Consider the following 17,930-nt stretch of genomic DNA (forward strand, 5'->3'; position numbering starts at 1 on the left):
CCCCGTCCGGGTTCGCGACGATCGCGCGGCCACCGCTGCCGACCGCCGCCGGCGCCTCGGTCACCGCGCGCTCGACGTGGCCGAGCACGGCCTGCGGAGTCCCGAGTTGTTCCAGTTGCTCCGCGATGGAACGCCAGGTCAGTTCCGCAACCTTTGCGGCATCCTCGGTCGCGTGCGAATCCTCGTAGTACACCGAGGCGAACGGGCCGGTCGCGGTGGTGAAGTCTGCGAATCGATCGGCGTGCACAGCTACTCCTTCGTCGGTGCCTCACGGTCTCTCGATTCGTGTGCCCCCGACCCACGCGAGTAAACGTGCCCGCACCGATCCGGCGGCAATTTCCGTCCGCGCGGTTTACCTGCCGCAGAATCGGCAACCCTGCACCCATGGCGTCCTCGGTGAACGTGCCGTCGTGGCACGTCCACGGCTCGTCGATGCCCCCGCACGTGATGCCCCCGCACGTTCGGAGTCCGGACCTGCACCACGACCGGCGGTGGGTCCGCGGGTCGTACGCGCGGTCGGGCGGCGCGACGAGGCTGTCAGGCGAGGCGCTGTCAGGCGAGGCGACGGGCACGACGATCCGCAGAAGGGAAGGGCCATGAAGATCGCGATGGTGTCCGATCACGCAAGCCCCTTCACGGTCCCCGGCGACGTCGATGCGGACGGCCGGAAGGTGCACGTCGCCGAGCTGTCGGCGGCGCTGGTGCGCGCAGGACACGACGTGACCGTCTACACCCGTCGCGACGACCCCGACATACCCGAGCGAGTCCCGACCGACGACGGGTACGAGGTGGTCCACGTCCCCGCCGGTCCGCCGGCTCCGCTACCGGCGGACGAGCTGCTCCCACGGATGGGTGAGCTCGGTACCTTCCTCGAACGGGAATGGACGAGGGATCGGCCCGACGTCGCCCACGCCCACTGCTGGATGCCGGGGATCGCGACGCAGCTCGCCGCCCGCACCGTCACGGTGCCCACGGTGCAGACCTTCCACACCCTGGGTGTGGTGGAGAGCCGGCACCGGGGCGGGGCGCAGACCGGGTCGCCGAACCGGATCCGTATCGAGCGGCTCCTGGCGCGCGGCGCGAGCCGGGTCGCCGCGACCTGCACGGACGAGGTGTTCGAGCTCGCCGCGCTGGGCCTGCCCCGCACCCGCACGTCCGTCGTGCCCTGCGGGGTGAACCTCGCGCAGTTCGCGCCCACCGGCCCCGAGGCTCCGGCGCGCGGGCCGGGGCGCCGCATCGTCGCTGTCGGGCCGCTCGTGCCGCGGATGGGCTTCGACGTGGCGATCCGGGCGCTGGCCCTGCTCCCCGGCACGGAACTGGTGATCGCCGGCGGACCGGCGGACGACGGCGCCCCCGACGAGGCCGCACGTCTGCGCGCCGTCGCCGGGGACCACGGCGTGCTCGACCGGGTGCACATGACCGGGCACGTGTCCCGGACGGACATGCCGGCGCTGTTGCGGTCGGCGGACGTCGTCGTATGCACGCCCTGGTACGAACCGCTCGGCCTGGTGCCGCTCGCAGCCATGGCATGCGGGCGGCCGGTGGTGGCCACCGCGGTCGGCGGCCTGCTCGACACGGTCGTCGACGGGGTCACGGGCACGCTGGTGCCCCCGCACGCGGCCGACGCGGTCGCGGCGGCGGTACACACCCTGCTCACCGACGACGTCCAGCGCACCGCCTTCGGTCTCGCCGGCCACGACCGGGCGAGCACCCGCTATTCGTGGGACCGTTCCGCGGCCGACGCCGTGCGCACCTACGAGAGGTGTGTCCCGGCGGATCCGCGGTCGGTACGGTCCGTACGCTCCGGAGCCCGCTGAGATGCTCGGGCCACGGCCGCGACGGGACTTCCGGCATCTGCTCGCCATCCTGACCGCACCCCGCGGGTGCGGTCTCCGAAGCGCGGCACGGCAGGGGCAGCCGTGACCGCCAATGTCGTCCTGCTGCTGTTCGTGCTGGCAGCAGGTATCGGCGGCACCGCAGCGTTGCAGGGGGCGCTGCGGCGTCGCCGCTGATTCCACAGCGGCATCACCGCCGATACGACAGCGGCGTCGCCGCCGATGTCACAGCGGCGTCGCCGCTGATTCCACAGCGGCGTCGCCGCCGAGTGCTCGGCGCGTTGGTAGTGTCTGCGTCAGCTGCCCCGGTCGCCCAGACCCCCGGGAACGGAGAAGCGCGATGCACGACGAACACGTCGACGTCCTGATCGTCGGCGCCGGACTCTCCGGTATCGGCGCGGCCTGTCACCTGCAGGACGAATGCCCGGACAAGACCTTCACCGTCCTCGAGGCACGCGACGTCATCGGCGGCACCTGGGACCTCTTCCGCTACCCGGGCATCCGGTCCGACTCGGACATGTTCACCCTGGGGTACTCGTTCGAGCCGTGGGCCGAGCCCGAGACCTTCGCCGACGGCCCGTCCATCCGCGACTACGTCCGCCGCACCGCACGGGATCGCGGCATCGACGAGAAGGTCCGGTTCCGGCATCGCGTGGTCCGCGCCGAATGGTCCACGCCGGCCGCCCGCTGGACCGTGACGGCCGAGCGCACCGACACCGGGGAACGAGTTCGCCTCACGTGCGGCTTCCTGTTCGTCAATTCGGGCTACTACCGCTACGACGAGGGCTACACCCCCGAGTTTCCCGGCGTGGAACGGTTCACCGGCACCCTCGTACACCCACAGCACTGGCCAGAGGACCTGGACTGCACCGGCAAGCGCGTCGTCGTCGTCGGCAGCGGCGCCACCGCCGTGACTCTCGTCCCGGCACTGGCGAGGACGGCCGCACACGTGACGATGCTGCAGCGCTCTCCGAGCTACGTCATGTCGCGTCCCTCGATCGACCCGGTCGCCGGCGCGTTGCTCGGCCGGATACCGCTGAAGCTGGCCTACCCTGTCGTCCGCTGGGCGAACGTGCTGGGCAGCATGGCCTTCTTCCAGTTGAGCCGGCGCCGGCCCGATCTGGTCAAGCGGCTGCTACGCAAGGGCGTGCAGAGCCACCTGCCCGCGGACTACGAGGTGGACGTGCACTTCCGGCCGCGATACGACCCGTGGGACCAGCGCGTCTGTTTCGTGCCCGACGGCGACCTGTTCCGGGCGCTGCGGGAGGGCCGGGCGACGGTCGTCACCGACACGATCGACACCTTCACCGAACACGGGATCCGCCTGGAATCCGGGCAGGAACTCGCCGCCGACGTGATCGTCACCGCGACGGGACTGAACCTGCTTCTGCTCGGCGGGATGGCCGTGAGCGTCGACGGTCGCGACGTCGAGATGGGAAAGACGCTGGCGTACAAGGGGATGATGCTCTCCGGGGTGCCCAATCTCGCATTCACCGTCGGATACACCAATGCGTCGTGGACGTTGAAGGCCGATCTCGTCGCCGGATACGTGTGCCGCCTGCTGCGCCACATGGACGCCCGCGGATACGCCTACTGCACCCCGACGGCCCCCGCGACCACGACCGCGACGTCCCCGTTGGTCGATCTCGCGTCCGGGTACGTCCTGCGCAGCATCGATTCGATGCCCAGGCAGGGCCCCGCGGCGCCGTGGCGGCTGTTCCAGAACTACGTCCGGGACCTGGTGATGATGCGCCGCGGACGACTCGAGGACGGCGCCGTGCGCTTCTCCCGGGCAGCGCTTCCGGCAACGGCGCAGTCGGCGGCCTGAGGTCGCGGGCGAAAGAACCAGCGTAGGAGCGCGGTTCGAGGCCGAGCGCGACACTGCGCACATCCGCCGCATAGACTTCCGGTGGAGGAGGCGGTCGATCCTTCCGGTGCACGGATCCGCAGCCACAGCTACTTCCAGGGGCGGAGAGTGACAGATGCAAGTTGGTGCCCTGTTCGGCAGGTATCGCCTGGACCGTCCACTGTCGGTGGACGCGACGGGCGAGGTATGGGCCGCGTTCGACACCACCACCGGCCGGAACGTCGCGGTGCGGGCGCTGCCACCCGAGGTGACCGAGGACGACGAGTACCGCGCTCGTTTCGAACGCGAAGCCGAGATCGCCGCCCGGATCCGGAACCCTCGTGTGCTCCCGATCCACGACTTCGGGCAGATCGGCACCCGGCTCTTCCTCGCAACGCCCGTCGTCGAGGGCACCGATCTGCAGACGATGCTCCGGTCCACCGGCGCGATGGACGTCCCGCGGGCAGTCGGTGTCGTCGAGCAATTGGCGTCGGCGCTCGAGGCCGTGCACGCGGCCGGGCTGGTCGAACAGGAAGTGACGTCGGCGAACGTCCTGGTGCAGGGCGACGGAAATGTTCTCCTCACCGACGTCGGGTTCCCCCCGCATCCCGGCGCGGCGACGGGCGTCTACGGCCTGGCGACGGTGCTGTACGAATGCCTCACCGGCAGACTCTTCCAGTCCTCGGGTGGACGAGCGGGGGCCCCGCAGTCGTCGTCGGCGGTCTCGGATCTTCCGGCCGGCATGGTCGAGGTCGTCGCACGCGGAACGGCACCCGAACCCGCGCGGCGCTACGGATCGGTGAGCGAGCTGGCCGCGGCGGCACGCGCCGCGGCCGCGCCGTCACATCCCACCGGCAGGTCCGTTCCCGCGGTCGCTCCGCTCACCCGGAACCGGCGCGTCATGATCCCGGTTCTCGCGGCGATCGTCGCCGTCCTCGTCGTCGGCGGCGTGGCCCTCGGGGCCGTGTCGTCCGACGACGCCGACCCGACGCCCGTCCCCATCGCGGTGCAGCCGGCCTCTCCGACGTCCACGCCCTCGGCCGCACCGACCACCTCGACAGCCGCGGAACAGGAGCCGACGCCACCTCGGACGGAGTCCCAGGCTGCCGAGGTTCCAGCCCAGGACGGCGAAGTTCCACCCCAGGACGCCGCCCCCGCGAGGCCGGCGCCTCGATCGGCACCGCCGGCTCCTGCCCCTGCCCCCGTCCCGGCTCCGGCACCTGCGCCCGCAGGACCACAGGTTCTGCCGTGCTACCCCGGCTACGAGCACACCCCGCCGCCCGACGGACCGTGCCTTCCCGCCGGGTCGGCTCCCGCGCCCGCCCCTGCACCTGCACCTGCACCTGCACCGGCAGAACCACAGGTACTGCCGTGCTACCCCGGCTACGAACACCCCCCGCCGCCCGACGGACCGGGCCTTCCCGCCGGGTCGGCTCCCGCGCCCGCCCCTGCACCTGCGCCTGCACCTGCACCGGCAGAACCACAGGTACTGCCGTGCTACCCCGGCTACGAACACACCCCGCCGCCCGACGGCCCGTCCCTTCCCGCCGGGTCGGCTCCCGCGCCCGCCCCGGCACCTGCACCGGCGCCCGCAGCACCACAGGTACTGCCCTGCTACCCCGGCTACGAACACACCCCGCCGCCCGACGGACCGTGCCTTCCCGCCGGGTAGGCGCCGGCCGCCGCGGAGCGGTAGCGCTCGACCGTCCGCTCCATCCGGACGGCGCGGTCACCGTGCGTTCCGGCTCGTGCTCGTCACTACGCGTGCGCGCCGGCGAGTCGCACCTGGACCGACTTGGCCATCGGACACCGTTCGACGGCCCGCAACGCGAGGGTTTCCCTGGCATCACGATCCTCGACACGAGGCAGCCGCACGTCGACCTCGGCGGAGAGATCGAACTCCTGGTTGCCCCGTGAAGTGAGTTCGACGCGGGCGTCCACGGCGCACTCCCCCAGGTCGTGATCGCCGGCCGACGCCGTCGCGATGAGGGTCTGGTACACGCACGCCGCCAATGCCGCCGCATACAGTTGCTCGGGCGTCACCGCGTCGAACCCGGCGGCGTTGTCCGGCGTCGTCACGCGCAGGTCCGGTGAATGCCCGTCGATGCGCACCGAGGTGTCCTCGGCCGTTGCGGTGTATCGATACGAATTCGGCTCTGTCATCAGGTGTTCCTCCGGTCCGCACTTCGCTCTGAGCGCCGGCGCCGCTCGCTACGGCACCGATGCGATCACCCGGGTGCCCGAACCGAGCCCGGGGAAACCCGCGGCCGGGGATTGACACCCACCGGACCGGGTAACCGCACCCATGACCACCCTTCGTGCCCTCGCCCTGAACTGCACACTCAAACCGTCCCCGGCGGAGTCCAGCACCGACCTGATGGTGTCGCATGTCCTGTCCGCGCTCGCCGGGCACGGCGTGACCACCGAATCGGTGCGCGTCGTCGACCACGACGTCCGTCCCGGTGTGGAGGCGGACATGGGTGACGGCGACGAGTGGCCGGGCCTGCTCGAACGCGTCGCCGCCGCCGACATCCTGATCGTCGCCACGCCGACCTGGGTGGGCCACATGTCCAGCGTCGCCCAGCGCGTGCTCGAACGCCTCGACGCGGAACTGTCGAGCACCGACGACGAGAACCGGCCACGCATGGTCGGGAAGGTCGCCGTCGCCGCGGTCGTGGGCAACGAGGACGGTGCGCACAAGATCGTCGCCGACCTGTTCCAGGGTCTCAACGACATCGGGTTCAGCATCCCGGCCCAGGGCTGCACCTACTGGAACGGGGAAGCGATGTCCGGCACGGATTTCAAGGACCTGTCCGAGGTTCCGGAACAGGTATCCACGACCACGCAGGCACTGGCACGGAACGCCGTCCATCTGAGCACCGTGCTGCGCGAACGGCAGTACCCGCCGTATCCGGGCTGAGCCCGCCCGCCGCATGCCGCCGGTTCGCCCGCATGCCGCCGGTTCGCCCGCATGCCGCCGGTTCGCCCGCATGCCGCCGGTTCGCCCGCATGCCGCCGGTTCGCCCGCATGCCGCCGGTTCGCCCGCATGCCGCCGGTTCGCCCGCATGCCGCCGGTTCGCCCGCATGCCGCCGGTTCGCCCGCATGCCGCCGGTTCGCCCGCATGCCGCCGGTTCGCCCGCATGCCGCCGGTTCGCCCGCATGCCGCCGGTTCGCCCGCATGCCGCCGGTTCGCCCGCATGCCGCCGGTTCGCCCGCATGCCGCCGGTTCGCCCGCATGCCGCCGGTTCGCCCGCATGCCGCCGGTTCGCCCGCATGCCGCCGGTTCGCCCGCATGCCGCCGGTTCGCCCGCATGCCGCCGGTTCGCCCGCATGCCGCCGGTTCGCCCGCGTGCCGCCGGTTCGACCGAATGTCACACGCGTTCGATCGAATCGAACGTATGTGACATTCGGTCGCCGACACCGAGGCGAGCACCGGTCGTCGCGGAGAAGAAGTAGACCTCCCCCGGCTGCGGGAGCAGGTGCACCTGCTCCCCCGGACCGATCGCAACTCGTCGATCCACCCGTACGACGACCTTGCCCGTCGCGCTCGACCAGTCGGCCGGCCCGGTCGCCGTCGCATGGACGAAGGCCTCCGCGCCGAGCTGCTCGACCAGGTCCACCGTCAGGGACAGCGTCCCGGACCGCCACGCGCCCACGGGGGTCCATGCCTCGGGCCGCACCCCGACGACGATCCGGTCGGCGCCGACGTCGGCCGGAACCGGCACTCGTAGGGCGCCGAGCACGGCCGCGCCGTCGCGGACGGGTGCGTCGAGCAGGTTCATGCCGGGCGAACCGACGAACCCGGCGACGAAGGTGTTGACGGGGTTGTCGTACAGGACGCGGGGTGCGGCGACCTGCTGCAGGCGACCGCCGTCGAGGACGGCCACCCGGTCCCCCATCGTCATGGCCTCCACCTGGTCGTGGGTGACGTACACGGTCGTCGTGCCGAGTCGCCGCTGCAGTCCGGCGATCTGCGAACGCGTGCTGACGCGCAGCTTCGCGTCGAGGTTGCTCAGCGGTTCGTCCATGCAGAACACCGCGGGCCGTCGCACGATCGCCCGGCCCATGGCCACGCGCTGTCGCTGCCCACCCGAGAGCTTGCCCGGTTTGCGGTCGAGCAGCGGCTCGAGTTCGAGCATCCGCGCGACGTCGAGCACCCGCGTCGTCCGTTCCACCCTGCCGACGCCGGCGTTGCGCAACGCGAAACCCATGTTCTCGGCCACGGTCATGTTCGGGTACAGCGCGTAGTTCTGGAACACCATCGCCACGTCGCGGGCCTTGGGCGGCAGTCCCGTCACGTCGGCCCCACCGATGTCGATGCGACCGTCGTCGACCGCCTCGAGGCCCGCGAGCATGCGCAGGCTCGTGGTCTTCCCGCAGCCCGACGGCCCGACCAGGACCAGGAACTCCCCGTCCGCGACATCGAGGTCGAGGCGGTCCACCGACGGCCGATCGGCACCGGGGTAGCGGTGGGTGACGGACCGGAAACGTATGCTTGCCAAGGCTTTCCCTACAGATTCGGGGTGATCTGACGGTCGATGATCTGCTGCAGCTGCCGCGCGACGTCGCCGAACGCCGTCGGCACGTCGGCCCCCTGCAGCGCGATCTGTTCGAGGCCGGTGCCGATGATCTGGTCGCCGCCGGGCACGAAGACGCGCGCGTAGTCCTGCGACCGGGTGCGCGCGAGCTGATCGACAGCGGTGCGGGCGTTGGGGTTCTGCTCGAGGAATGCTCTCATCCCGGGATCCTCGGTGGCGGACTTGCGCACCGGCATGTAGCCGATCTTCTGCGAGAAGTAGGCGGTGTTCTCCCCGTTGGTGACGAAGTCGACGAACTTCAGCGCGTTGCGCTTCCGCTCGTCGGAGATGTTCGCCGGAATCGCCAGTCCCGCACCGCCGGTGGGGCATCCCGGCGTCCCGTCGGGGGCGGGCAGGAACGCGGTGCCGAAGTCGAACGCGGCGTTCGCGGTGATGCCGGACAGATCGCCGGTCGAGGCGATGGTGGACGCGATGATCCCGGCGGAGAAGTCGTTGGCGATGTCCGTGGACACGCCCGCGTACCTCCCGGTGTGGATCATGTCCTTCAGGAACTGACCCGCGGCGATCGTCTCCGCGTCGCCGAAACGCAGCCGCCAGCCGTCGGAGTAGGCTCCGCCGAACGTCCAGATCGGTCCTTCGAACGTCCAGCCGAGGTAGTCCTTGGCGTTACCCCAGCCGTGTGCCAGCTTGCCGGACCCGACCACCCGCTGCAGTTCGGGACCCCACTCGGCGAACTCCTGCCAGGTGGCGGGTCCGCGGTCGGGAAGACCGGCCTGCCGCCAGACGTCCCGGTTGTAGTAGAACAGCGGCGTCGAGCGGGCGTAGGGCAGCGCGAAGTGACGGCCCTCGAAGAGGTAGTCGGCCAGCAGGGAATCGACGTAGTCCCCGGTGTCCACGCCGACCTCGGCGAAGAGGTCGTCGAGCGGGGTGATCGCGCCGGTCAGCGCGTAGTTGAACCACCACACGTCCGACAGGACGACGACGTCGGGCAGGTCGCCTCCGGACAGGGCCGCGTTGAACTTCTGCGACACCTCTTCGTAGTTCTTGCCGCCGTCGATCAGGTCGACCGTCAGGTCCGGGTACTTCGCCTCGAACCGGGCGATGAGCTCGCGCTCCACGTCCTGGGACTTGCCCGGGTGGTTGGACCAGAACTTGATGGTGTTCGCCGCGGATGCGGATTCCGAGGACCCGGACGACCCGGTGCCGGCGCACGCCGCCAGCGCGGCGCTCGCGGCGACGAGCCCGGTCAGTCCCAGAAATCCACGCCTGTCGATGTTCACGAAATTGCTCCTGGAGAGTTCAGCCCTTGACCGCACCGGAGGTGAGGCCCTTGATCATGTGACGTTGCAGCGCGAGGAAGATCACGAGGATCGGCAGCATGGCCAGCACCGTGCCGGCCATCACCGGCCCCCAGTTGGTGACGCCGTCGTTGTTCTGCAGCTGGGTCAGCCCGATCGGCAGCGGCGCCACGGACGCGTCGTCGGCCATGAGAAACGGCCACAGGTATTCGTTCCACTCGTTGACCACGGTGATGAGCGCGAACGCGACCAGGGTCGGTCCGGACACGGGTAGCACGACCCGCCACAGCAGGCGGACGTGCCCGGCCCCGTCCATCCGCGCCGCCTCGATGATCTCGGCGGGAATGGACAGAAAATGGTTGCGCAGCAGAAACGTTCCGAATGCCACACCTGCCAGCGGCACGATGATCCCCTGGAAGGTGTTGCGCCACCCCCATTCCGCCACCAGCGCGTAGTTGGAGATGACAGTGATCTGGTTCGGCACCATCAGCGCGGCGACGATACCGAGGAACACGAGGTTCTTGCCGGGGAAGCGCAGGAACACCAGACCGTAGGCGCTCAGGATGCCGAGGACGAACTTCACGCTCGACAGCACCGTGGTGATGATCAACGAGTTCCGCAGGAACGTGCCGAACGGCACCGAGGTGACTGCCTCCGTGTAGTTCCGGGGATGGAACACGGAGGGCCACCAGGTGACCGGCAGCGTGTAGATGTCGGGTCGCTGCTTGAACGAGGTCACCACGATCCAGTACAGCGGCAGCGCCACGACGAGCAGTGCCACGACCATCGCGGCGTAGGCGAGTAGCCGGATCGTGCGCTCGCGACGCCGATACGGCTGCGCCGCTGCCGGTTCCGTGGTCGTGACCGGGCGCTCCAGGAGCGTCGTCATTCCGCACCCCCCGTCCGAATGTCACATGGCTTCGATGTGATCGAACGCGTGTCACATTCGGTCGCACGCCCACGCCCACGCCTACCCCCACGCGCGCGCCGGGGACGGCGGGCGGGGCGCGCAGTGTCGTCGCGGTCCATCAGGCGCACCTGGTAGACCGTGACGGCCAGCAGCACGAGGAACATGATTGTCGCGACGGTGGCACCGTAGCCGGCCCGGAAGTTCCGGAAGGACTCGTTGTAGACCTGGTAGACCATCGTGGTGGTGCCGGTACCGAGCGGCCCGCCCCGGGTCATCACGTTGATGATGTCGAAGACCTGGAAGGAGTTGAGCAGCACGGTGATCGACAGGAAGTACGTGGTGGGACGGAGCTGCGGCAGCAGGACGCGCCGAAAGGCCGTCCACGACGAGGCGCCGTCGATCGCGGCGGCCTCGGACAGTTCGGGACGCAGGCCCTGCAGGGCCGCCAGATAGATGACGAACGTGTAGCCGAGGTTCTTCCACAGGTAGGTGAGGGTGACCATCACCAGCGCCCAGGCCGGATCCTGGTAGAAGTCCGGGGTGTTGAGCCCCAGCCTGCCCAGCAGATCCTGGACGAGGCCGAAGTTGGGATCGAACACGAACTGGAACGCCACCCCCACCGCGGCACCGGAGATGACGAACGGCGCGAAGAGTGCGGACCGGACGAGGTTGCGGCCCAGCAGTTTCCGATCCAGCAGCAGCGCCAGCGCCAGTCCGAGCAGCATGGAGCCCGCGACGGTCGCGACGGTGAAGACGACGGTGTTGCCGACGATCTGCCACGTGTCGGCACGGCCGAACCACTCGCGGTAGTTGCCCAGTCCGACGAACGTCGCGGTGGGGCTCGAGATGTTCCACTCGAAGAACGACAGTCGGATGTTGTCGACGAGCGGCCGGTACGTGAACAGGACCAGCAGCGCGAGATTCGGTCCGATCAGCGCGGCGAACAGCGCGTAGTCGCCCCACGGGCGTCCCCACGGACCCCGGTCGGTTCGGGGCAGTACTCTTTCCGGACTCGAGCGCACTGCGGCAGTGTGTCTGCCGCGGACGAACCGGAGGTTACGCCGGTCTGGCGCCGACGAGTACTCTCGTCACCGTCGAGGTACGAAGTGCTCGCCGGCGCCGGCCGTTGTCCGGCTAGAGGTTCCAGTCACCGAGGCCGTCCCAGCCGTTGAGGATGCCGCCCCCGGTGTTCTGCACGATCACCGGGTCACCCTTCCGGGCGTTCTCGAAGAACCAGCGGCCGTCCTCGGTGCTCACGTTCAGGCAACCGTGGCTGACGTTCGTGTTGCCCTGCGCCCACTCGGACCACGGCGCCGCGTGCACGAAGATGCCGCTGTTGGAGATGCGGGTCGCGTACTCGACGTAGGTGCGGTACCCCTCGGGCGAGTCCACCGGCACGCCGTACGTGGACGAGTCCATGTACATGTCACGGAACTTCTCGCCGACGATGTAGGTGCCGTTGGGCGTCTCGTAGCCCGGCTTGCCGAACGACGTCGGCATGGTCTTGACGACCTCACCGTTGCGGGTGACGGTGATGGTCTTGGTGGCGTCGTCCGCGACGGTGATCAGCGCGTCGCCGACGGTGTACGACGACTGCGTGCCCCCGGCGTTCACGGTGACCTGGGTGTGGGCGGGCCAGAACTCGTAGGGCCGCCAGCGCACCTGCCGGTCCGACGCCCAGTAGAAGTGCCCGTCGACGGGCGGGTCGGCCTGGACCTCGATGTGCCGCTCGGCGGCGGCGCGGTCGGTGATCGGCTCGTCGAAGCGGATGATGATCGGCTGCGCGACGCCCACCGTCTCACCGTTCGACGGGTTGATCGACGGTGCGGAGAACGGGGCGGGTTCCGGCGCCTGGCCGGGCAGCCGTTCGACGAGTTCCTGCACGCTCGGCAGTTCGGGTCCGCCGGGCCACAGGGGTACCGCGGCGGCGGGTCCGGTCATGGTGAGCGTGGCGGCGCCGACGCCCACCAGCGCGGTGACGACACGGCCGGACCAGCGTCCGGCGCGGCCGCGACTGTTCGGCCGACCCTTCTTCTCGAACATTCGACAACCCATCGTTCGTTCGTGCCGTCGCACCCACGTCCGCCCCGACAGCGACGACTTGGCGCACCCATTAGACACAGCACACCTGCGGGCGGGCAATTCGACCGCGCCCGTCCGGGTGGCCCGTCGGGAGCTCGACGCCAGGTCAGGACTCGATTCGGGAGGCAGCGAGGAGATCGTCGACAGCGACGAACTTCACGCGGGAGCGGCCCACAGCACCGCCCCGGGCGCGTTCCTGCTTGTCGATCTGCTGCCAGCCCCGGTAGTCCACGTAGTCCGGCCGGCGCTCGGAGATCAGCGCCGCGAGCTTCTCCCGGTCGGCGACGGGGGCGACGAGGCGGCCGGCCACGAAGTCCTGGACCAGATGCTCGACGGTCTGCGCGGAGCACTGCTTGTTGGTGCCGATGACGCCGGTGGGCCCGCGCTTGATCCAGCCTGCGGTGTACACCCCGGGCAGGGGCTCGTTCGTTTCCGGGTCCACGACCCGGCCTTCCTCGTTGGGGAGGATGCCGCGCGTCTCGTCGAACGGCAGATCGGCGACGGGACGCCCCCGGTAGCCGACCGACCGCAGGACCAGGCCCGTGGGCAGGGTCTCGGTCTGCCCGGTGCGGTGCGCCTCGAGGCGGCCGTTGGTCTCGGCCAGTTCGGTGCGTTCGAGGGTGATCGAGTCGACCCGGCCGTCCCCGTTCAGCGCGACGGGTGCGGCGAGGAAGCGCAGCACGATCCGCTTGTTGTCCTCGGTCGGGGTCCGGCGGGCGAAGCCCTGGACCTGTTCGACCTTCAGTGCGATCCGTGGTTCGACGGCGGGGTCGTCGACGAGGGCCCGGCTGGCCGGGTCGAGTTCGGCGTCGGCCGGGTCGACGACGACGTCGACGCCCCGGAGCTGACCGAGGGCCAGCAGTTCCGGATTGGTGTAGGCGGCCTGGGCGGGTCCGCGCCGTCCCACGACGACGACCTCGCGGATGTTCGACGCGCGCAGGGCGGCGACGGCGTGATCGGCCATGTCGGTCTTCGCCAGCTCGTCCGGGTCGGCGACCAGTGCCCGCGCGACGTCGAGGGCGACGTTGCCGTTGCCGATGATCACCGCGCGTTCGCCGGACAGGTCGAAGGTGCGGTCGGCGTAGTCGGGGTGCCCGTTGTACCAGGCGACGAACTCGGTGGCGGCGTGCGAGCCGGGCAGGTCCTCGCCGGGCACGTCCAGGTGCCGGTCGGCGGCGGCACCGACGGCGTAGATCACGGCGTGGTGGTGCGCGAGCAGTTCCTCGTGGCTGATGTGGGTGCCCACCTCGACGTTGAACCAGCACTGGCTCTTCTTGTGGCCGAGGGCGCTGCGGAACAGCTCACCGACGGACTTGGTGCTCTGGTGGTCCGGGGCGACACCGGCGCGGACGAGTCCGTACGGGGTGGGCAGACGGTCGAAGATGTCGACCTCGACGCGGGACCGGCTGGTCAGCTCCAGCGCGGCGTAGCAGGCGGCCGGGCCCGAACCGACGATCGCGACCCGCAGGGAGCCGAGTTCGGCGGGGATCTTGGTGCGGTCGCGCTCCTCGGGCCAGTCCGGTCCGATCGGGTAGCGCCGGTAGTAGTCCTCGGCGATCTTCAGGTACGGCTCGTGCTCGGCGGGAAGCTCGTTGTCGGCGTAGATCGCGTCCACCGGGCATTCGTCCACGCACGCGCCGCAGTCGATGCAGGTGTCCGGGTCGATGTAGAGCATCTCGGTGGTGGCGAACGGCGCCTCGTCGGGCGTGGGGTGAATGCAGTTGACGGGGCAGACCTCGACGCACGAGGCATCGTTGCAACACGCCTGGGTGATCACGTAAACCACGGTGGATACCTGCCTGAAGTGCCGGGGGTTCGACGACCCCCCCAGACTATAACGTGTTCCAATTCCGGTCGAGATCCGGTTCGCTGCACCTGCTCTCCCGGCGTGTCCCCCGCGCCGGGGGTCAGCCGTCGCTCGGCTCGATACGGAAGCCGATCTTCACGGTCACCTGGAGGTGCGCGACGGCCCCGTCGTCGATGTGGCCCCTGACGTTCATCACCTCGAACCACTCGAGATGGCGCGTGGTCTCCGCCGCCCGCGCGACGGCCTGCTTGATCGCGTCGTCGACGCTGTCCGTCGACGACCCCACCACCTCGATCACCCGGTACACGTGGCTCACAGCTTCGCTCCCTCCGTATCGAACTGCTTCGAACACTCGTGGCCGTCCTCTCACGCGCGACGGGCGAGTTCACGCGCCACCGCACCCAGTCGCGCGAGCCGCAGATCGCCCAGCGCGATCGGGCCGCTGCCCAGTCGGTTCGTCGTGAACGCGAGCGACAGGCCGGTGTCGAGGTCGGCGAAGGCGCCCGAACCGCCGACCCCGTAGTGGCCGAGCGCCCCGCGCGGCCGTTCCCGGCTGACGAACACCGGCTGGTGGTAGCCGAGGCGCCACGCCATCGGGACGCCGAGCACGTAGTCGCGCCCGCGTACCCGGACCTCGTTCATGGCCTCGACGGTCTCCGGCTTCAGGAACTGCACTCCGTCGATCGTGCCGCCCGCGGCGATCGCCCCGTACATCCGTGCCAGCGCCCGCGCCGAGAACACTCCGTTCCACCCGGGCATCACCGCGTCGTGCACCGACGGATCACGCACCAGCTCGTCGAACTCCTCCGGCATCGCAGCCTCCGCGAGACCGCGGGTGAGGCTCACCCGCGACAGCACCGAAGCGGTCATCCCCCAGTGCAGTCCGGCGGGATTGATCCGCGGGAACAGCTTGGCGATGCGGTGCCGCTGGTCCTCCGGAACCCGGAACCAGAATTCGGGGGTGCCCAGGGGTTCGGCGATCTCCTGCCGGACGACGTCGACGAACGGCAGCCCGGTCACCCGCTGCACGATCTCCGCGACGAGCCAGCCGTAGGTCACCGCGTGGTACCCCGGTCCGCTCAGCCGCCGAGAATCGGGCGGCGCCGCCGCCAGCGCACGAACCGTCGCGTCGTAGTCGACGATGCCCATCCGGCCGGGCCGCAGGTTGCGCACCCGGTGCAGTCCGGCCCGGTGGGTGAGGACGTCCGCGACGGTGACGTGCTCCTTACCGGCCGCCGCGAATTCCGGCCAGTACCGGGCGACCGGCGCGAAGTAGTCGATCAGGCCGCGGTCTGCGAGGCGGTGCACCACGGTCGACGCCACGCCCTTGCCGGTGGAGAAGGACAGCGACACCGTGTCGCGGTTCCACCGCCGGTCGCGGGTGGCCCAGCCCGCCCAGATGTCGAGTACCTTCTCGCCGTCCAGGTAGGCGGCGAGGGCACCGCCGCCGTGCCGGGGCAGCCGGTACAGGTCGAAGAAGCGATCCGCGAGCGGCAGGAATCGCCGGTCGACGTGCATCTCGGTCGGCGGCGGGTCCTGGACCGCCGCCGCGCCCCGCACCGGTCGGGCTGTCATCCGTGATACCTCCCAGTCGACTTCGTGCCGCCAGGCTACGTCGCAGCGTCCGTTCCCGAACGGGTTTTGCCGAAGGGTCCCGTCAGGGGGCGACGTACCGGAACGTCCCCAGCACGACGCAGCCCCGTCCCGTGGTGAGGTTGACCGCGGTCGCGGCGGACCCTTCACACAGCACCGGATCGCGCAGGTCACCGATGAACGCCTGGGACTGCGGGCCGGCCACGACGAGCGCGGCCGCGGGCTCCTCGACGATCCCCAGTGCCAGGGCGTTCTCGCCGTAGCCGACGGCGGCGAGAGGACCTCCCGCAGCTTCGCCCGCCCCGACACCCCCAGCCAGTCCGGCCGCGAGCACGCGCGCCCCGGTGCGGGCGTCGGCGAAGCCGACTCCGCCGTCGCCGTAGCCCCACGCGCCGCTCGGCGCATCCGCGACCGCACCGCACGCGGTCCGCCCGTCGAGCTGGGTGACCGAGGTCGCCGAACCCGGGGGCGCCGCGCACGTCACCGCCTGGGCGGGCGGTGCCGCGACGAGTGCGGCCGCGACACCCGCGACCACCACCGCACCACCGCCGAGCACCCGAACCGACTTCCGTGCATCCGCTACCACCGACACGGTGACTGCCTCCTCCGGCCTCGTCCCCCGCAAACCGAATCCCCTCAGGGGAGTCTACGGAGACGCGCACCGGTTCACCGGGTGGGCGGGCATCGATGCGGTCACGGGACGTCACCGCTCCGGTGACTACGCCCAGCGGAATGCCTAACCGGGCCGCTTGCGATCCGTGTCGCGCGACGGCTGCACCCGTTTCGGCTCGCCCGGCATCTTCGGGTGGGTGGGCGGGTAGGGCAGGTCGCCGAGGCCTGCGGCGGCGTCCCGCTCGGCCATCTCGAGCAGCACGTCGAGCGTCTGCGCGGTCTCGTCCATCGCGGCCATCGGGTCACCGCGGCGTTCGAGCAGCCCCGGCACGGTCGCGATCGTGAAATCGTCCGGGTCGGCGTCGGCGAGTTCGTCCCACGTCAGGGGTGTCGACACCGTCGCGATCGGGGTGCGCCGCACCGAGTAGGCCGATGCGATCGTCTTGTCCCGGGCGTTCTGGTTGAAGTCGAGGAAGATGCGCTGCCCACGCTCCTCCTTCCACCACGCGGTGGTGGCCCGTCCGCCGCTGCGACGTTCCACCTCCCGCATCAGGGCGATCCCGGCGCGGCGCACACCGACGAAGTCCCATTCCGGGACGATGCGCACGTACACGTGCAGGCCGCGGCCCCCCGACGTCTTCGGGAACCCGACCAGACCCAGTTCGTCGAGCAGCGGCCGCAGCACCTCGAGGGCGACCGCCCGGGCGTCGTCGAAGGCGGTCCCCGGCTGCGGGTCCAGATCGATGCGCAACTCGTCGGGGCGGTCGACGTCCCCGCAGCGCACCGCCCACGGATGGAACGTCACGGTGCCCAGGTTCGCCGCCCACACGACGTCCGCGGCGGCGCGCACCCGCAGCACGTCGGCGGTGCGGCCGGACGGAAACGTGACCTCGCATGTCGCGATGTGGTCGGGCCGGCGGGCAGGCACCCGCTTCTGGTAGATCTCCTCGCCCTCGATCCCGTCCGGGAACCGCTGCAGGTGCGTGGGCCGCTCCCGCAGCGCCTGCAGCAGCGGCGCCGAGCCGGCCGTCGCGACGGTCCGGTAGTACTCGACGAGGCGGCGCTTGCTGCCGGCCTCACCGAGGCGGGGAAAGTAGACCTTGTCGGGGTTGGACAGGCGGACGGGCACACCGCCGACGTCCAGTTCCATCGCGGGAGAGCGCTTCGCGTCGGGCACCGCAGGTCACACTCCTGTCCGGTCGAGGACGTCGGCGAGGTCGTACCGCACCGGCACGTCCAACTGCTCGAAGGTGCAGCTGCGCGGATCGCGGTCGGGCCGCCACCGCAGGAACCGGGCCGCGTGCCGGAACCGCAGGCCGGCCTCCGCGTTGCCCTCCATCTGGTCGTAGGCCACCTCCAGGACCCGCTCGGGCCGCAGCGGTATCCAACGGCGGGCCGCGGCCGGCC

The 17,930-nt window shown here is 70.5% G+C and carries 14 protein-coding genes and 3 pseudogenes; 4 read left to right on the top strand and 13 right to left on the bottom strand.

Annotated features, from left to right (window positions below; genetic code table 11):
• A pseudogene (locus OEY_RS28240) lies at positions 1-247 on the bottom strand (hypothetical protein); the annotation flags it as partial.
• 349 nt (positions 248-596) lie between these two features.
• Here OEY_RS28240 and OEY_RS0109470 point away from each other — a divergent pair.
• From OEY_RS0109470 to OEY_RS0109485, 3 genes and pseudogenes are all read left to right on the top strand, one after another.
• Positions 597-1,817: a glycosyltransferase gene (locus tag OEY_RS0109470; protein WP_010593646.1), complete on the top strand. Its 1,221-nt coding sequence runs from the start codon at positions 597-599 to the stop codon at positions 1,815-1,817.
• Between the two features lie 358 nt (positions 1,818-2,175).
• Positions 2,176-3,663: a flavin-containing monooxygenase gene (locus OEY_RS0109480; protein WP_010593647.1), complete on the top strand. Its 1,488-nt coding sequence runs from the start codon at positions 2,176-2,178 to the stop codon at positions 3,661-3,663.
• Positions 3,664-3,817: 154 nt separating this feature from the next.
• Positions 3,818-5,110: pseudogene (locus tag OEY_RS0109485) on the top strand (serine/threonine-protein kinase); the annotation flags it as partial.
• Between the two features lie 329 nt (positions 5,111-5,439).
• On the opposite strand, the gene OEY_RS0109490 reads toward OEY_RS0109485, so the two are convergent.
• Positions 5,440-5,844, bottom strand: coding sequence for an OsmC family protein (locus tag OEY_RS0109490; protein WP_017680791.1), 405 nt, complete (start codon positions 5,842-5,844; stop codon positions 5,440-5,442).
• 142 nt (positions 5,845-5,986) lie between these two features.
• On the opposite strand from OEY_RS0109490, the gene OEY_RS0109495 reads away from it, so the two are divergent.
• Complete coding sequence (locus OEY_RS0109495; RefSeq protein ID WP_010593650.1) at positions 5,987-6,601, top strand: flavodoxin family protein; 615 nt, start codon at positions 5,987-5,989, stop codon at positions 6,599-6,601.
• A gap of 453 nt (positions 6,602-7,054) precedes the next feature.
• On the opposite strand, the gene OEY_RS0109500 is transcribed toward OEY_RS0109495, so the two are convergent.
• From OEY_RS0109500 to OEY_RS29765, 11 genes and pseudogenes are all read right to left on the bottom strand, one after another.
• Positions 7,055-8,185, bottom strand: a complete 1,131-nt coding sequence (locus OEY_RS0109500) for an ABC transporter ATP-binding protein (RefSeq protein ID WP_010593651.1) — start codon at positions 8,183-8,185, stop codon at positions 7,055-7,057.
• Between the two features lie 8 nt (positions 8,186-8,193).
• A complete protein-coding gene (locus tag OEY_RS0109505; protein ID WP_010593652.1) occupies positions 8,194-9,501 on the bottom strand; it encodes an ABC transporter substrate-binding protein in 1,308 nt (435 codons plus the stop codon).
• A 19-nt stretch (positions 9,502-9,520) separates the two neighbouring features.
• The gene (locus tag OEY_RS0109510) at positions 9,521-10,408 is read right to left on the bottom strand and encodes a carbohydrate ABC transporter permease (protein WP_010593653.1); all 888 of its coding nucleotides are present in this window, start codon (positions 10,406-10,408) and stop codon (positions 9,521-9,523) included.
• Positions 10,405-11,451: a carbohydrate ABC transporter permease gene (locus OEY_RS0109515; protein ID WP_010593654.1), complete on the bottom strand. Its 1,047-nt coding sequence runs from the start codon at positions 11,449-11,451 to the stop codon at positions 10,405-10,407. The genes OEY_RS0109510 and OEY_RS0109515 overlap by 4 nt, the downstream gene beginning before the upstream one ends.
• A 112-nt stretch (positions 11,452-11,563) precedes the next feature.
• On the bottom strand, positions 11,564-12,472 hold the full coding sequence (locus OEY_RS0109520; protein WP_010593655.1) for a L,D-transpeptidase: 909 nt from the start codon (positions 12,470-12,472) through the stop codon (positions 11,564-11,566).
• A 145-nt stretch (positions 12,473-12,617) separates the two neighbouring features.
• The gene (locus tag OEY_RS0109525; RefSeq protein ID WP_010593656.1) at positions 12,618-14,297 is read right to left on the bottom strand and encodes an FAD-dependent oxidoreductase; all 1,680 of its coding nucleotides are present in this window, start codon (positions 14,295-14,297) and stop codon (positions 12,618-12,620) included.
• A gap of 121 nt (positions 14,298-14,418) precedes the next feature.
• Positions 14,419-14,634, bottom strand: a complete 216-nt coding sequence (locus OEY_RS0109530; RefSeq protein ID WP_010593657.1) for a dodecin — start codon at positions 14,632-14,634, stop codon at positions 14,419-14,421.
• A 50-nt stretch (positions 14,635-14,684) separates the two neighbouring features.
• The gene (locus OEY_RS0109535; RefSeq protein WP_010593658.1) at positions 14,685-15,893 is read right to left on the bottom strand and encodes a serine hydrolase domain-containing protein; all 1,209 of its coding nucleotides are present in this window, start codon (positions 15,891-15,893) and stop codon (positions 14,685-14,687) included.
• Positions 15,894-15,975: 82 nt separating this feature from the next.
• Entirely contained in the window at positions 15,976-16,503 is a 528-nt protein-coding gene (locus OEY_RS0109540) for a DUF6764 family protein (protein ID WP_010593659.1), read from the bottom strand.
• A gap of 144 nt (positions 16,504-16,647) precedes the next feature.
• Positions 16,648-17,673: a DNA polymerase domain-containing protein gene (locus tag OEY_RS0109545; protein WP_040274821.1), complete on the bottom strand. Its 1,026-nt coding sequence runs from the start codon at positions 17,671-17,673 to the stop codon at positions 16,648-16,650.
• Between the two features lie 33 nt (positions 17,674-17,706).
• Positions 17,707-17,930: pseudogene (locus OEY_RS29765) on the bottom strand (ATP-dependent DNA ligase); the annotation flags it as partial.

The sequence above is a fragment of the Rhodococcus sp. P14 genome (genome assembly GCF_000256505.1).
GTDB classification, from domain to species: Bacteria; Actinomycetota; Actinomycetes; order Mycobacteriales; family Mycobacteriaceae; genus Rhodococcus; species Rhodococcus ruber.

What these genes read in the sequence shown, in the direction of transcription:
- OEY_RS0109470 (WP_010593646.1), top strand. Translation starts at nt 597, where the DNA reads ATGAAGATCGCGATGGTGTCCGATCACGCAAGCCCCTTCACGGTCCCC.
- OEY_RS0109480 (WP_010593647.1), top strand. Translation starts at nt 2,176, where the DNA reads ATGCACGACGAACACGTCGACGTCCTGATCGTCGGCGCCGGACTCTCC.
- OEY_RS0109490 (WP_017680791.1), bottom strand. Translation starts at nt 5,844, where the DNA reads ATGACAGAGCCGAATTCGTATCGATACACCGCAACGGCCGAGGACACC.
- OEY_RS0109495 (WP_010593650.1), top strand. Translation starts at nt 5,987, where the DNA reads ATGACCACCCTTCGTGCCCTCGCCCTGAACTGCACACTCAAACCGTCC.
- OEY_RS0109510 (WP_010593653.1), bottom strand. Translation starts at nt 10,408, where the DNA reads ATGACGACGCTCCTGGAGCGCCCGGTCACGACCACGGAACCGGCAGCG.
- OEY_RS0109520 (WP_010593655.1), bottom strand. Translation starts at nt 12,472, where the DNA reads ATGTTCGAGAAGAAGGGTCGGCCGAACAGTCGCGGCCGCGCCGGACGC.
- OEY_RS0109535 (WP_010593658.1), bottom strand. Translation starts at nt 15,893, where the DNA reads ATGACAGCCCGACCGGTGCGGGGCGCGGCGGCGGTCCAGGACCCGCCG.
- OEY_RS0109545 (WP_040274821.1), bottom strand. Translation starts at nt 17,673, where the DNA reads ATGGAACTGGACGTCGGCGGTGTGCCCGTCCGCCTGTCCAACCCCGAC.